The 12,146-nt window shown below is 70.3% G+C and carries 11 protein-coding genes; 7 read left to right on the forward strand and 4 right to left on the reverse strand.

Annotation, left to right across the window (positions count from 1 at the left end; translation table 11 throughout):
- Nucleotides 1-52: 52 nt before the first annotated feature.
- Nucleotides 53-829 carry an NPP1 family protein gene (locus IPT68_RS02755; protein WP_189701555.1) on the forward strand — a complete coding sequence of 259 codons (777 nt, stop codon included), beginning with the start codon at nt 53-55 and terminating at the stop codon, nt 827-829.
- A 49-nt stretch (nt 830-878) separates the two neighbouring features.
- Nucleotides 879-1,811, forward strand: a complete 933-nt coding sequence (gene hemC, locus IPT68_RS02760) for a hydroxymethylbilane synthase (protein ID WP_189701554.1) — start codon at nt 879-881, stop codon at nt 1,809-1,811.
- Between the two features lie 9 nt (nt 1,812-1,820).
- On the opposite strand, the gene IPT68_RS02765 is transcribed toward hemC, so the two are convergent.
- Nucleotides 1,821-2,342 (reverse strand): hypothetical protein, encoded by a 522-nt coding sequence (locus tag IPT68_RS02765; RefSeq protein ID WP_189701553.1) that lies wholly within the window; start codon nt 2,340-2,342, stop codon nt 1,821-1,823.
- A gap of 469 nt (nt 2,343-2,811) precedes the next feature.
- Here IPT68_RS02765 and IPT68_RS02770 point away from each other — a divergent pair, with 469 nt between their 5' ends.
- Nucleotides 2,812-3,609 (forward strand): SigB/SigF/SigG family RNA polymerase sigma factor, encoded by a 798-nt coding sequence (locus IPT68_RS02770; RefSeq protein WP_189701552.1) that lies wholly within the window; start codon nt 2,812-2,814, stop codon nt 3,607-3,609.
- 34 nt (nt 3,610-3,643) lie between these two features.
- Here the strand turns inward: IPT68_RS02770 and IPT68_RS02775 are convergent, their stop codons facing one another.
- Nucleotides 3,644-3,976: an ANTAR domain-containing protein gene (locus IPT68_RS02775; RefSeq protein WP_228040211.1), complete on the reverse strand. Its 333-nt coding sequence runs from the start codon at nt 3,974-3,976 to the stop codon at nt 3,644-3,646.
- A 124-nt stretch (nt 3,977-4,100) separates the two neighbouring features.
- On the opposite strand from IPT68_RS02775, the gene IPT68_RS02780 reads away from it, so the two are divergent.
- Nucleotides 4,101-4,904, forward strand: a complete 804-nt coding sequence (locus IPT68_RS02780) for a VOC family protein (RefSeq protein WP_189701551.1) — start codon at nt 4,101-4,103, stop codon at nt 4,902-4,904.
- A gap of 90 nt (nt 4,905-4,994) precedes the next feature.
- Here IPT68_RS02780 and glgX read toward each other — a convergent pair whose 3' ends face one another.
- Together glgX and IPT68_RS02790 are read right to left on the reverse strand one after the other, a co-directional pair.
- Complete coding sequence (gene glgX, locus IPT68_RS02785; protein ID WP_189701550.1) at nt 4,995-7,148, reverse strand: glycogen debranching protein GlgX; 2,154 nt, start codon at nt 7,146-7,148, stop codon at nt 4,995-4,997.
- The gene (locus IPT68_RS02790; RefSeq protein WP_189701549.1) at nt 7,145-7,657 is read right to left on the reverse strand and encodes a pep a2; all 513 of its coding nucleotides are present in this window, start codon (nt 7,655-7,657) and stop codon (nt 7,145-7,147) included. Before IPT68_RS02790 ends, glgX begins: the two co-directional genes overlap by 4 nt.
- Nucleotides 7,658-7,957: 300 nt before the next feature.
- Here IPT68_RS02790 and IPT68_RS02795 point away from each other — a divergent pair, with 300 nt between their 5' ends.
- From IPT68_RS02795 to treS, 3 genes are all read left to right on the forward strand, one after another.
- A complete protein-coding gene (locus IPT68_RS02795) occupies nt 7,958-8,254 on the forward strand; it encodes a DUF5133 domain-containing protein (RefSeq protein WP_189701548.1) in 297 nt (98 codons plus the stop codon).
- Nucleotides 8,255-8,426: 172 nt separating this feature from the next.
- Nucleotides 8,427-10,412 carry an alpha-1,4-glucan--maltose-1-phosphate maltosyltransferase gene (locus IPT68_RS02800; protein ID WP_194074048.1) on the forward strand — a complete coding sequence of 662 codons (1,986 nt, stop codon included), beginning with the start codon at nt 8,427-8,429 and terminating at the stop codon, nt 10,410-10,412.
- A complete protein-coding gene (gene treS / locus IPT68_RS02805; protein ID WP_194074049.1) occupies nt 10,409-12,127 on the forward strand; it encodes a maltose alpha-D-glucosyltransferase in 1,719 nt (572 codons plus the stop codon). Before IPT68_RS02800 ends, treS begins: the two co-directional genes overlap by 4 nt.
- Nucleotides 12,128-12,146 lie beyond the last annotated feature (19 nt).

Genomic DNA, 12,146 nt, shown 5'->3' on the forward strand with positions numbered 1-12,146 from the left:
CTGCCTTTCCCCCCACAGCCGTTGGGCTGGCCCGGACCTGGAGGAGGACGCAGTGTCGTCGCAGAAGTCCGCCCTACACCGCAGGAGATGGCTCACCGTACTCGGTGGTGCCGTGGCCCTCGTCGTCGCCTTCCCCGCCACCGCCTTCGCCGCGCCGCCGCCGGCGCTGCCCGCCAACGCGGACAGCCTGGAGCGGACGTACCAGCCGGCCTTCGACTACGACACGGACGGCTGCTACTCGACGCCCGCCATCAGCGCCGACGGCACCGTCAACAGCGGTCTGGCCCCGACCGGGGCGCTGAACGGCAACTGCCGGGACGCCTCGGACCTCGACAACACCAACAGCTACTCGCGCTACAAGTGCAACAACGGCTGGTGCGGCATCCTGTACGGCCTGTACTTCGAGAAGGACCAGGCGCTGCCGGGCACCAGCCTCGGCGGGCACCGGCACGACTGGGAGCATGTCGTCGTGTGGGTGCAGGACAACCAGGTCAGGTACGTCTCGACCTCCAACCACGGCTCGTTCACCGTGCACAACGCCTCGACGATCCGCTTCGAGGACACGCACGCGAAGATCGTCTACCACAAGGACGGGATCAGCACGCACTGCTTCCGTGCCGCCAACTCCAACGACGAGCCGCCGGAGAACCACAAGGGGACCTGGCAGTACCCGCCACTGGTCGGCTGGAACGGCTACCCCGCGGGCGTGCGTGACAAGCTGACGTCGTACGACTTCGGCAGCGCCCACTTCGGCCTGAAGGACGGCAGCTTCAGCTCCCACCTCGCCTCGGCGAAGCCGTCCGGCATCGCGTTCGACCCCAACGCCTGAACCGCCATCCCGTGAGCGGCGGGGGCCGGCGGCGGACTATCGTGTCCGCATGCCGGTCCCCGCAGTGATCCGCGTCGTCTCCCGTGACTCCCCCATGGCGCTCGCCCAGGTGGCTCGTGTCCAGGCCGAGTTGGCCGCCCTGTACCCCGAGGTGAGAACCGAGGTGGTCCCCGTGAAGACCACCGGCGACAAGTGGCTGGGCGATCTCGCCGCGGTGGAGGGCAAGGGCGCGTTCACCAAGGAGGTGGACGCGGCGCTGCTGGCCGGTGCGGCCGACCTCGCGGTGCACTGCGTCAAGGACGTGCCCGCCGACCGGCCGCTGCCCGCCGGGACGGTGTTCGCCGCGTTCCTGAAGCGGGACGACATCCGCGACGCCCTGGTGCATCCGGGTGGGCTCACCCTGGACGACCTCCCGGCCGGCACCCGCATCGGCACCTCCTCGGTGCGCCGGGTCGCCCAACTGGCCGCCACCCATCCGCACCTTCAGTGCGTGCCGTTCCGCGGGAACGCCAACCGGCGCCTGGCCAAGCTCGCCGCCGGTGAGGCGGACGCGCTGCTGCTGGCCGTCTCCGGTCTCGAGCGCATCGGCCGCCGGGACGTGATCAGCGAGGTGCTCTCCCCCGAGGTGATGATGCCGCCCATCGGCGCGGGCGTCCTCGCCGTGCAGTGCCGCGAGGGCGACACCGACCTCATCGACGCCGTCAGCGCGCTCGGCGACCCGGACACGCACCGGGAGGCGACGGCGGAGCGGATGTTCCTGCACGTGCTGCAAGGTCACTGCAACAGCCCGATCGCCGGTTTCGCGAGGGTGAGCCACGGAGAACTCTCGCTGCGCGCTTGCGTGTTCACCCCGGACGGCAAGACCCGTCTCAACGCCCACGAGTGGGCGGGGCGCCTCGACGCGGCCACCCTGGGCACGTCGGTGGCCGTGGCGCTGCTGCGGCAGGGCGCCCGCGAGATCATCGACGGCATCCCGCACTGACCGCGACGATCAGGCGGTGCCCTCCTCGGCCTGGTCGCGCAGGAAGTTGCTCACCTGGTGGGCCAGGCTCTCCCGGCCGGCGCCGGCCGGGGCGCAGGCGGTGGCGTCGTGCAGTCCGATGCCGCCCGTCCACAGCCGGCGGTCGGCCCAGTCGTCGTCCACCCGCAGCTGGATCTGGACGTCGACCTGCCCCAGGGCCGCCTCCGGTCCGGCCGCGTACACCACGGCGGTCGCCCGGCGCAGCGGGTACACGTCGTAGCCCTCGATGAACTGCGAGTTGCGCCAGTCCAGGAAGACGCTCTCCCCGTCGGGGCCGATCCGCACGTCGATCTGGCCGTCCTCCAGGTGGACGCCGAAGCGGTGATCACCGCGGTTCTCGACGGTCACCCGGAGCCGGAAGTACGTCAGCCCCTCGGCGCCGTCGTCGCGTCCGCGCGGCGGTTCGGCCCGCTCAAGCCCGTGGACGCGAACGCGCAGACCGGCATGCTCGTCGTACTCCTGCCAGTCCCCGACCACGTTCGGCTCGTACACACTCCACCTCTCGACTCTCGAAGCTGCTTCCTATCCGTGGGCTCAGCACAGTGTCAAATGAGCAGAATGGGCTGTGGCCAGCGATTTCCCCCTACTTGATCGCTGATCAAGCCGTGCCCTGGGAGAATCCGCACCGGCCGCTCCGCAAGCGTGCCGCACATCACGTCCGGATCCGGGACGACGCACCGGCCGACCCGGCGGTGCGCAGGCGACGGCGACACCGGGCGCAACGGCCACCGTGACACCCCCCTGTCGGCAGATCACTTCGCTGCGTGTCCGCTGCGGGGTTCGGATTCTCACCTGAAGCGCGTTTCGTACGTATTTGTCCCGGGAATCCTCCTACAAGTGCTTCGGACAGGAGGCACGTCCGTGGGAACCGGCTCGCCGACCCGTACGACTCCTCCGAGCGGTCCTGGCGCGGCCCCCACGGTGTCTGTCCACCCGGCACCTGCTGAGGGAGGCGCGCGGCATGCGTACCGCCAGCAGAACGAAGCAGCACCCCCACGACGACGCCCCCGACACGGCCGCGGACTTCGAACGCCTGCGGCAGCTCCCCGACGGCCCGGAGCGCAAAGCCCTGCGTGACGAGCTGGTGCGGGCTTGGCTGCCCATGGCGGAGCGGATCGCCGTGCGGTTCCGGGGCCGCGGAGAGGCCCTGGAGGATCTGTACCAGGTGGCCGCCCTCGGCCTGGTCAAGGCCGTCGACCACTACGACCCCGCGCGCGGCCGCGCCTTCGAGGCGTACGCCGTGCCGACGGTCACCGGCGAGATCAAGCGCCACTTCCGCGACCACATGTGGACGCTGCACGTCCCCCGTCGCGTCCAGGACCTGCGCAACCGGGTGCGGCGCGCCGCGAAGGAACTCGCGCAGACGACCCCCGGACGGCCCCCCACCGTCGCGGAGATCGCCGCGCACGCGGAGCTCACCGAGAGCGAGGTGCGCACGGGGATGGAGGCCCTGGAGTGCTTCACCGCGCTGTCCCTGGAGGCCGAGATGCCCGGAACGGACGGCTACGCCCTCGCGGACGCGATAGGCGGGCTCGACCCCCGTTACGACGTCGTCGTCGACCGGGTCGCCGTGGCGCCCTGCCTGCAGGCCCTGCCGGAGCGCGAGCGGACCATCCTCTACCTGCGCTTCTTCCAGGGCATGACCCAGAGCTGCATCGCACAGCAGCTGGGCATCTCGCAGATGCACGTCTCCCGGCTGCTCAGCGCCTGCTTCGCCCGGCTGCGCGAGGAACTGCTCGCCGGCCCGCCGCCCCGCTGACGGCCGGTTCCGGCAATCGGGTCACTCGATCGGGTCACTCCAAGGAAGCACCGGGGATCTGCGTCGGACCGTACCGGTCCAGGGCGTCCTCCAGTTCGGCGCGGATCTCCGGGGGCATCTCCCCGGCACGGCCCCAGGCCAGGACCAGCTCCGCGATCGTGCGGAGTTTGATGTTCGTGTGCTGGGAGACCTCCTTCAGCACCGCCCACCCCTCGTCCGGCGTCACCCTGCCGAGCGCCACCATCATCCCGATGGCCTGGTCGACCACGGCATGCGAGCAGACCGCCTCCTTGAGCTGGGCGATCTCGTCCTCCAGCGCGCGGACCCGGTCGGTGTCCGCCGTGGGGTCGTGCGGTACTCCTGCCACCCCTCCATCCTCCCACCGGGACTGACGCCTGCCACCGGGGTACTCGGCAGGCGCCATGACCGGTTCCGGTTGGACACTGGTGTCGAACCGGTGGCTGCCGGTCGACGAGACCAGGACGACTGCCATGCAACATGACACGACACCCACGACCCGTACGACGGACGTCGTCTCCACGCACACCGTCTTCGGGGCGCCCTGCTGGGTGAGCCTCACGAGCCGCGATGTGCGGGCCACCGAGGAGTTCTACACGGCCGTACTGGGCTGGGAGTGGCGGAAGGCCAAGCTCGGCGACCACTTCCGGATCGCCCTGGCGAACGGCGCCCCGGTCGCCGGGATCGCGGCGGTCGCCGCCATGTGGCACATGGCGGTCGCCTGGACCCCCTACTTCGCCGTCCGCAGCGCGGACAAGGCGGCGGGCCGGGCGCAGGAGCGCGGCGGCACGACGGCGGTCGGGCCGATCTCCCTGCCGCCCGGCCGGGCGGCGCTGCTCGCCGACCGGGACGGGGCGACCTTCGGCATCTGGGAGGGGGAGCTGGTCACCGACTGGGAGACCTGGCGGCGCGCCTCGCCGGCCTTCATCCGGCTGCACACGCGTGACGCCTTCGACGCCGCGATCTTCTACGGCGAGGTCCTGGAATGGGCCTCGGCGGACACCGGCTGCTGCGAAGTCACCTACGAGGCCGAGGAGGTCGTCCTGCGCAGCAAGGGCGAAGTGGTGGCCCGTATCGAGTCCGGCGCGCTGGAGTCCGCCCCCGACCCCACCATCCGGCCGCACTGGCAGATCCACTTCGCCGTGAGTGACGTGGCGGCCTGTGCCCGGGCGGCGGAACAGCACGGCGGCAGCGTGCTGCGTCTCGACACCGAGGAGGCGGTGCTGCGCGACCCCGACGGGGCGCAGTTCACGGTGACGGCGGGCCGCAGACGCTGACGCCCTCGGCGCGGCCGGGGCCGGGCCGAGGCACGGAACGCCGGTGGGGACAACCCACCGGCGTTCCGTGCTGCTCTGATCGTCCCCCTTCTACGCGGGCGGCGCGTTCCGTGACGGCCGGGACAGCAGCACGAGGCTGCGGGCCTCCACGGTGAGGCCGGTCCCCGCCTTGTGCTCGGTCTCGTCCGGCGGGCCCTGCGGGTCGGCGGTGTCGATGAGGGTCGTCCACCGTTCGCCGTACCTGCTGTCCGGCAGCCGGAAGTCCACCGGCTCCCAGTAGCTGTTGATCAGCAGCAGGAACGAGTCGTCGGTCACCCGGCGTCCGTAGGCGTCGGGCTCGGCGATGGCATCGCCGTTGAGGAAGACGCCCATGGAGTGCGCGTCGGAGCGCTGCCAGTCCTCGTCGGCCATCTCGGTCGCGTCCGGCTGCAGCCACACCAGGTCGGGCAGCGGCTGTCCGGCGTGCGTGACCGTCTCGCCCCGGAAGAAGCGCCGGCGGCGCAGCACCGGGTGGGCGGCGCGCAGTGCGATGACGTACCGCGTGAAGTCCCGCAGGTCGCGCTGTTCGTCGGTCGGCCGCCAGTCGATCCAGGAGACCTCGTTGTCCTGGCAGTAGGCGTTGTTGTTGCCGCCCTGCGTGCGTCCGAGTTCGTCGCCGTGGCAGAGCATCGGGATGCCCTGGGACAGCAGCAGGGTGGCGAGGAAGTTGCGCTGCTGGCGGGCGCGCAGCCGGAGCACCGCCGGGTCGTCGGTGTCGCCCTCGGCGCCGCAGTTCCAGGACCGGTTGTCGCTCTCGCCGTCCCGGTTGCCCTCGCCGTTGGCCTCGTTGTGCTTGTCGTTGTACGACACGAGGTCGCGCAGCGTGAACCCGTCGTGCGCGGTGACGAAGTTGACGCTGGCGCGGGGACGGCGCCGGCTGTGCTGGTACAGGTCGGAGGAGCCGGTGAGCCGGGACGCGAACTCGCCGAGCGTGTGTTCCTCACCGCGCCAGAAGTCCCGTACGGCGTCCCGGTACTTGCCGTTCCACTCCGACCACAGCGGCGGGAAGTTGCCCACCTGGTAGCCGCCCTCGCCCACGTCCCAGGGCTCGGCGATCAGCTTGACCCTGCTGATCACCGGGTCCTGCTGGATCAGGTCGAAGAACGCCGACAGCCGGTCCACCTCGTGGAACTGCCGCGCCAGCGTGGCCGCGAGGTCGAAGCGGAATCCGTCGACGTGCATCTCGGTGACCCAGTACCGCAGCGAGTCCATGATCAGCTGCAGCACGTAGGGGTGCCGCATGAGCAGGCTGTTGCCGGTGCCGGTGGTGTCGTAGTAGTGCCTGAAGTCGCCGTCCACCAGTCGGTAGTACGAGGAGTTGTCGATGCCCCGGAAGGAGAGCGTGGGACCCTTCTCGTTGCCCTCGGCGGTGTGGTTGTAGACCACGTCGAGGATCACCTCGAGTCCGGCCGCGTGCAGCGCCTTGACCATCGACTTGAACTCGGCGACCTGCTGACCACGGGTGCCGTGCGCGGCGTAGGCGTTGTGCGGCGCGAAGAAGCCGATCGTGTTGTAGCCCCAGTAGTTGGACAGGCCGCGGTCCTGGAGATGACCGTCCTGCACGAACTGGTGCACCGGCATCAGCTCCACCGCCGTCACGCCCAGCGAGGCGAGGTGGTCGACGACCGCGGGGTGGGCGAGTCCGGCGTAGGTGCCGCGCAGTTCCGGCGGCACGTCGGGGTGGGTGCGGGTGAGCCCGCGGACGTGCGCCTCGTAGATCACCGTGTCGGCATAGGGCCGTCCGAGCGGGCGGTCGTCGCCCCAGTCGAACGCGGGGTCGGTCACCACGCCCAGCATGGTGTGTCCGGCGCTGTCGGCCGGGTCGGGGCCGGACGCGGAACGCTCGTACAGGGACGGGTGGTTGTCGATCTGCCCGTCCACGGCGGTGGCGTAGGGGTCGAGCAGCAGCTTCGCCGGGTTGCAGCGCTGGCCGGCGGCCGGGTGCCACGGTCCGTGCACCCGGTAGCCGTACCGCTGGCCGGGCCCGACACCGGGCAGATAGCCGTGCCAGACGAAGCCGTCCACCTCGGTCAGGGGGACGTTGCGGTGGTGTCCTCGGTCGTCGACCAGGACGAGTTCGACGCGCTCGGCGACCTCGCTGAACAGCGCGAAGTTCGTGCCCTTGCCGTCGTAGGCGGCGCCCAAGGGGTAGGGGTGCCCACTCCACGCGGACACCCCGTCCTTGCGGTTCGACTGCTTCGTCACCGCGCGTCCTCCAGGGCACCGTCGGGCGGGTCGGCCGGCGTGGCCAGGGTGGTCACCGGAGTCTCGCGGGGCACCTGGAGGACCTCGCGCAGGCTGGGCGCGGGGGCCGTGGGCACCAGCGGCACGCGCTGGCCGGCGCGGGCCCGCTGCGAGAACCAGATGACCTTGCTGCCGGTGTCGGTGGCGCAGCAGCCCCAGCCGTCGCTCATCGCGGCGATGTGCTCCAGGCACGCCCGCAGGTCCTGATCGGGACGGAGGTCCTGGTCGTTGTCACCGACGGCGGTGATCAGGTGCTGGCCGTTCCACCACATCTCGATCGACGTGTGCTTGTCCGTCGCGTGCTCGTCGATGGCCTTCAGCAGCAGCTCGGCGCTGCCGCAGACGGGCTTGACCAGTGGTTCGAGGTCCCAGTACTTCAGGTGGGCCTCCAGAATGCGGCTGACCTGTCCGACGCGTTCCGGACTGACTTCCACATCGAGGTGGTAGTAGCAGGGCACTGCGGTCTTCATCGTCGTGGCTCCTCACCGGTGAGGCTCTCGCTCCCTCGCCCTAGCAAGCCGACCCCCCGAACACGAAGCGTGAGTGATGATCGCTTCCGAGTCACCTCAACAGTGCGGGTGCTAGCCCATTCGTGCAACACGAGCAGCCGGGCGAGTTGGTTGAAGATCCAACAAGACGCTGAGTCGTCACCCGTGCACCATGAGTGAAGGCCTCGATCGCCGTAACGGACCCGTGCCGCCTCGTGCGCACGGCCGCCGGCCCGACCGTCGGGAACGTGCCCATCGAGCGCCCGGAAGGTGAACGGCGCCATGCTGCTACCAGCCAGAGCCGAAGTCACCCGGCAGCTGCGGCGGTACCGGGCCTGGGAGCGCGCGATGCTCGCGGCCCCCGCGGACAGCGCGGTGCGAACCGGCTTCGAGGACTCGGGCTACACCCTCTGCGTGCTGATGGGGAAGCGCTGCGCACGCGAGGCCGCCGAGGCGGCCGAACGCTATCTGCGCACCACGCCGGCCACCTACCTGCGGGACGAGACCTGCCGTCCGCGTCCGAACCGCGTCCCCAGGCGGGGACCCCCGGCGGGCCGGCGCTCCCGAGCGGGGCGCTAGGTGCCGCGACAGGCAACGTTCACCCCGTCGCGACGCCCGGCACGCCCTCTCGCCGCACCGGACGCCGCTCCTTGCCGGGCACACGTTGCCTGCCGCGGCACCAGCCCTTTCAGGTGCAGGATCCCGAGCCGGGCCGAGGGGCCCGGCTTCGAGTACGACGGAGGTGAGACCCATGAGTACGACTGAGGCCATCGGCCGCATTCCGGTCCGGGACGTCCATCCGGCGGTGGAGTGCGGCAGGCGCCCCGCGAAGGCCGTCCCTGGAGAAACGTTCCAGGTCTCGGCCACCGTGTTCCGCGAGGGCCATGACGCGGTCGCCGCCAATGTCGTCCTACGGGATCCGCAGGGCCGTCCCGGCCCGTGGACGCCGATGCGCGAACTCGCCCCGGGATCCGACCGCTGGGGCGCCGAGGTCACACCGGACGCCGTGGGTCTGTGGACGTACTCCGTCGAGGCGTGGAGCGACCCGGTCACGACCTGGCGGCGCATCGCCCGGATCAAGGTGCCGGCGGGGATCGACACCGGCCTGGTCCTCGAAGAGGGCGCCGGACTGTACGAGCGGGCCGCCGCCGACGTACCCGAACGGGCGGCCCGCGAGGTCGTGCTGGCCGCCGCGCGAACCCTGCGGGACGACTCACTGCCGGTCGCCACCCGCCTCGCGGCGGCGTTGACGCCGGAGGTGGACGCGGTGCTGTCGCGGTGTCCGCTGCGGGAGTTGGTGACCGCGTCCGAGCCGCTGCCACTGCTGGTGGAGCGGGAGCGGGCCCTGTTCGGCTCCTGGTACGAGTTCTTCCCCCGCTCGGAGGGCACACCCGAGCGCCCGCACGGCACGTTCCGCACCGCCGCCCGGCGGCTGCCGGCGATCGCGGCGATGGGCTTCGACGTCGTCTACCTGCCCCCGATCCACCCGATCGGCACCACCTTCCGCAAGGGCCGCAACAACACCCTGTCCGCCGGCCCCGACGACGTCGGCGTGCCCTGGGCGATCGGCTCCCCCGAGGGCGGCCACGACACCGTCCACCCCGACCTGGGCACCCTGGAGGACTTCGACTGGTTCGTCGCCCGCGCCCACGACAACGGCCTGGAGATCGCGCTCGACTTCGCCCTGCAATGCTCCCCGGACCACCCGTGGGTGGACAAGCACCCCCAGTGGTTCCACCACCGCCCCGACGGCTCCGTCGCCCACGCGGAGAACCCGCCGAAGAAGTACCAGGACATCTACCCCATCGCCTTCGACCGGGACATGGACGGCCTGGTCGCCGAGACGCTGCGGGTGCTGCGGCACTGGATGGCCCACGGCGTGCGGATCTTCCGCGTGGACAACCCGCACACCAAACCGGTCGTGTTCTGGGAGCGGGTCATCGCCGACGTGGGCCGCACCGACCCGGACGTCGTCTTCCTGGCCGAGGCGTTCACCCGCCCGGCGATGATGCACACCCTGGCGCAGATCGGCTTCCAGCAGTCGTACACGTACTTCACCTGGCGCAACACCAAGCAGGAGCTGACGGAGTACCTCACCGAGCTGTCGGGCGAGGCCGCGAGCTACATGCGGCCGAACTTCTTCGTCAACACCCCCGACATCCTGCACGCCTACCTCCAGCACGGCGGCCGGCCCGCCTTCGAGGCCCGCGCCGTCCTCGCCGCCACCCTCTCCCCCGCCTGGGGCGTCTACTCCGGCTACGAACTGTGCGAGAACACCCCCCTCAGGGAGGGCAGCGAGGAGTACCTCGACTCGGAGAAGTACCAGCTCAAACCCCGCGACTGGGACGACCCGAACAGCATCGCCCCCCTCATCACACGGCTGAACGCGATCCGCCGCGAGCACCCCGCGCTGCGCGGGCTGCGCAACCTCCGCTTCCATCACACGGACAACGACGCGCTGATCGCGTACAGCAAACGCACCGGCTCCGACACCGTCCTGGTGGTCGTCAACCTCGACCCGCACCACACCCAGGAGGCCACGGTCTCGTTGGACATGCCGCAACTCGGCCTGGACTGGCACACCTGCGTGCCCGTGCACGACGAACTGACGGGCGAGACCCATCACTGGGGCAGGGCCAACTACGTGCGCCTGGAACCGGGCCGGGCCCCCGCCCACGTGCTCCACGTCCAGCCGCCGGCCGTCTCGCCGCAGAACGGAGGGTCAGCAGCGTCATGACCGTCAACGAGCCCGTGCAGGACACCTTCGAGGACACGCCCGCCAAGGACCGCGACCCCGACTGGTTCAAGCGTGCCGTCTTCTACGAAGTCCTCGTCCGCTCCTTCCAGGACAGCAACGGCGACGGCGTCGGCGACCTGAAGGGCCTGACCGCCAAGCTCGACTACCTCCAGTGGCTGGGCGTCGACTGCCTCTGGCTCCCGCCCTTCTTCAAGTCCCCGCTGCGCGACGGCGGCTACGACGTCTCCGACTACACCGCCGTCCTGCCCGAGTTCGGCGACCTCGCCGACTTCGTGGAGTTCGTCGACGCCGCCCACCAGCGCGGCATGCGCGTCATCATCGACTTCGTCATGAACCACACCAGCGACCAGCACCCGTGGTTCCAGGAGTCGAGACGAGACCCCGACGGCCCCTACGGCGACTACTACATGTGGGCCGACGACGACAAGCAGTACCAGGACGCCCGAATCATCTTCGTCGACACGGAAGTCTCCAACTGGACCTACGACCCGGTCCGCAAGCAGTACTTCTTCCACCGGTTCTTCTCCCACCAGCCCGACCTCAACTACGAGAACCCGGCCGTGCAGGAGGAGATCCTGGCCGCCCTCCGGTTCTGGCTGGACCTCGGGATCGACGGCTACCGGCTGGACGCCGTGCCCTACCTGTACGCCGAGGAGGGCACCAACTGCGAAAACCTCCCGGCCACCCACGAGTTCCTCAGACGCGTCCGCCGCGAGATCGACGCGCTGTACCCGGACACGGTGCTGCTCGCCGAGGCCAACCAGTGGCCCGAGGACGTCGTCGACTACTTCGGCGACTACTCCTCCGGCGGCGACGAATGCCACATGGCGTTCCACTTCCCGGTGATGCCGCGCATCTTCATGGCCGTGCGGCGGGAATCCCGCTACCCGGTCTCGGAGATCCTCGCCAAGACCCCGGCGATCCCCTCGGGCTGTCAGTGGGGCATCTTCCTGCGCAACCACGACGAGCTCACGCTCGAGATGGTCACCGACGAAGAGCGCGACTACATGTACGCGGAGTACGCCAAGGACCCGCGCATGCGCGCCAACATCGGAATCAGGCGCCGGCTGGCCCCGCTGCTGGACAACGACCGCCATACGATCGAGCTGTTCACCGCCCTGCTGCTGTCGCTGCCCGGCAGCCCGATCCTCTACTACGGCGACGAGATCGGCATGGGCGACAACATCTGGCTCGGCGACCGCGACGCGGTGCGCACGCCGATGCAGTGGACGCCGGACCGCAACGCGGGCTTCTCCACCTGCGACCCCGGCCGGCTCACCCTCCCGACGATCATGGACCCGGTCTACGGCTACCAGGTCACCAACGTCGAGGCGTCCATGGCGTCGCCCTCGTCGCTGCTGCACTGGACCCGCCGGATGATCGAGATCCGCAAGCAGAACCCCGCCTTCGGACTCGGCTCCTACACCGAACTGCAGTCGTCGAACCCCGCGGTACTCGCCTTCCTGCGCGAGTACGAGGACGACCTGGTGCTGTGCGTCAGCAACTTCGCCCGGTTCGCCCAGCCGACCGAACTCGACCTGCGCGAGTTCGCCGGACGGTATCCGGTGGAGCTGTTCGGCGGAGTGCGCTTCCCCGCCATCGGTGAACTTCCCTACCTGCTGACCCTGGGGGGCCACGGCTTCTACTGGTTCCGGCTCGCCCGAGTCGCATCTCGCATCGGCCGACGACTGTGAGCGTGCGCCGACGAAAGGA

This window comes from Streptomyces chromofuscus (assembly GCF_015160875.1).
In the GTDB taxonomy this organism is placed as follows: domain Bacteria; phylum Actinomycetota; class Actinomycetes; order Streptomycetales; family Streptomycetaceae; genus Streptomyces; species Streptomyces chromofuscus.

What these genes read in the sequence shown, in the direction of transcription:
- hemC (WP_189701554.1), top strand. Translation starts at nt 879, where the DNA reads ATGCCGGTCCCCGCAGTGATCCGCGTCGTCTCCCGTGACTCCCCCATG.
- IPT68_RS02770 (WP_189701552.1), top strand. Translation starts at nt 2,812, where the DNA reads ATGCGTACCGCCAGCAGAACGAAGCAGCACCCCCACGACGACGCCCCC.
- IPT68_RS02780 (WP_189701551.1), top strand. Translation starts at nt 4,101, where the DNA reads ATGCAACATGACACGACACCCACGACCCGTACGACGGACGTCGTCTCC.
- IPT68_RS02790 (WP_189701549.1), bottom strand. Translation starts at nt 7,657, where the DNA reads ATGAAGACCGCAGTGCCCTGCTACTACCACCTCGATGTGGAAGTCAGT.
- IPT68_RS02795 (WP_189701548.1), top strand. Translation starts at nt 7,958, where the DNA reads ATGCTGCTACCAGCCAGAGCCGAAGTCACCCGGCAGCTGCGGCGGTAC.
- IPT68_RS02800 (WP_194074048.1), top strand. Translation starts at nt 8,427, where the DNA reads ATGAGTACGACTGAGGCCATCGGCCGCATTCCGGTCCGGGACGTCCAT.
- treS (WP_194074049.1), top strand. Translation starts at nt 10,409, where the DNA reads ATGACCGTCAACGAGCCCGTGCAGGACACCTTCGAGGACACGCCCGCC.